Raw genomic sequence first — 1941 nt, forward strand, 5'->3', positions numbered from 1 at the left:
CCCGGACGGCACCCCGTCCCTCGCCAGCCGGGCCCGGAACGACCACGTCGGCGAGCCGGGCGGGTCGAGCTCGACGAGCAGGCGGCCGCCGGGGCGGAGCAGGGCGGCCACCCGGGCCAGCAGGGCGGCCGGCCGGCCGCCGATGCCGACGTTGCCGTCGGCCAGCAGCACCGTCCCCCACCGGCCGGTGAGCGGGAGCGGGGAGAAGACGGAGGCGACGACGGCGTCGGCGCCCCTGGCCCTGGCCAGGCGGACGGCGCCCGGGGCGACGTCGACGCCGAGGGCCGGCACGCCGGCGGCGGCGAGGGCGGCGACCAGGCGGCCGGGGCCGCAGCCGACGTCGAGCACCGGCCCGCAGCAACGGTCGAGCAGCGACCCGTCCTCGGCCGTCGGCGCCCCCACCCACCGGTCGGCGTCGAGGGGCACGGCCGCCCCGTCGTCGGCCACGAGCGCCACGGCCGTCACGCCGCCCGCCTCTCGGCAGTGGCGCGGGGGCGGCGCGGAGCGGGCGGCGGCCGTCATGCCACCCGGCTCGCCGTGGCGGCGAGGCGGCGGGCGAAGCGGGTGTGGGGGGCGGCGGCGGCGACGGCGGCGGCGTCGGCGATCGTGTCGACGTCGCGGAGGGTCGGCAAGGCGGCGACGGCCAGGCCGAGGGCGGCCAGCCGGCGGCGCTGGGCCTCGCCGGTCCCCGGGGTGCTGGTCGGCACCCCGAGGAAGGCGAGCGGGTCGGGCCGGCGCAGGCCGGCGGCCCACCACCCCCCGTCAACGGCCGGCCCGAGCACGGCGTCCACCCCCGGGGCCACCAGCGCGGCGGCCGCCGCGGCCAGCAGGGCCGGGGTGACCTGCGGGGTGTCCATCCCGACGAGGAGCGCGGGGCCGTCGGCGGCGTCGGCGAAGGCGGCGGCCAGGCGCTCGTCGAGGCCCCGGCCCCGCTGGGCGACGACGTCGACGCCGGCCGGCAGGCCCGGCCCCGGGTCGCCGTCGAGGACCAGCACCCGGCGCCGGGCCGGGGTGGCGAGCACGGCGTCGAGGGTGTCGGCCAGCGCCGCCCCGGCCAGGGCGGCCGCCTCGGCCGGCGAGCACGGCGGGCACAGCCGGGTCTTCACCCGGCCGGGGACGGGCGCCTTGGCCAGCACGAGCAGGGTGACGGCGGCCGTCACCGCAGCACCGCGGCCATGTCCCGGACGGTCCGCACCGTGCCCCTGACCGTCCCCGTCACCTTCGACCGGCCCGTCCTCGCCCGGTAGCGGACGGGCACCTCGGCGACCCGCCAGCCGGCGTTCGCCGCCCGCAGCACCATCTCGAGGGGCCACCCGAACCGCCGGTCGGCGATGCCGAGGGCGACGAGGTCGGCCCGGCGGGCGGCCCGCATGGGCCCGAGGTCGGCGAGGCGGGCTCCGGTGCGCCGCCCGAGCTCGGCGGCCAGCACCCGGTTGGCCACCCTGGCGTGCACCGGCCAGGCGCCCCGGTCGGCCACGCGGGCGCCGAGCACGAGGTCGGCGGCGCCAACCTCGACCGGCCCGGCCACGAGCGGCAGGTCGGCCGGGTCGAGGGAGCCGTCGGCGTCCATGAAGCAGACGACGTCGGCCGTCGCCGCCGACAGCCCCGCCCAGCAGGCGGCGCCGAAGCCGCGGCGGGGCTCGTCGACGACGGCGGCGCCGAGGGCCCTGGCGAGGTCGCCGGAGCCGTCGGTCGAGCCGTTGTCGACCACGATCGGGCGGTAGCCGGCGGGGAGGGCGGCGAGCAGGCCGGGGAGGGCCCCGGCCTCGTCCAGCACGGGGAGCACGACGTCGGGCACGCGGCGGACCGTACCGACGGCCCCTCCGGCCCGACCGGGGCGGGGCGGGAGGTTTCGGGAACCGTAAGCGCCCCGTTCGCGCCCCGTGAGGGACGCGCCCGTAGCGTCCCCCGGGTGAGCCTGGCGACGCTGCCCGCCCCGCC

3 protein-coding genes are annotated in these 1941 nt (G+C 81.5%); all 3 read right to left on the reverse strand.

Annotation, left to right across the window (positions count from 1 at the left end; genetic code table 11):
* Window positions 1–465 (reverse strand): class I SAM-dependent methyltransferase (locus VGB14_17165; protein ID HEX9994664.1); only part of this gene is annotated, 465 nt, incomplete at its 3' end.
* Window positions 466–518: 53 nt separating this feature from the next.
* Window positions 519–1160 carry a DUF2064 domain-containing protein gene (locus tag VGB14_17170; GenBank protein HEX9994665.1) on the reverse strand — a complete coding sequence of 214 codons (642 nt, stop codon included), beginning with the start codon at window positions 1158–1160 and terminating at the stop codon, window positions 519–521.
* Window positions 1157–1798, reverse strand: a complete 642-nt coding sequence (locus VGB14_17175; protein ID HEX9994666.1) for a glycosyltransferase family 2 protein — start codon at window positions 1796–1798, stop codon at window positions 1157–1159. Before VGB14_17175 ends, VGB14_17170 begins: the two co-directional genes overlap by 4 nt.
* Window positions 1799–1941: the final 143 nt, after the last annotated feature.

It is taken from the genome of Acidimicrobiales bacterium (genome assembly GCA_036399815.1).
GTDB lineage: Bacteria > Actinomycetota > Acidimicrobiia > Acidimicrobiales > DASWMK01 > DASWMK01.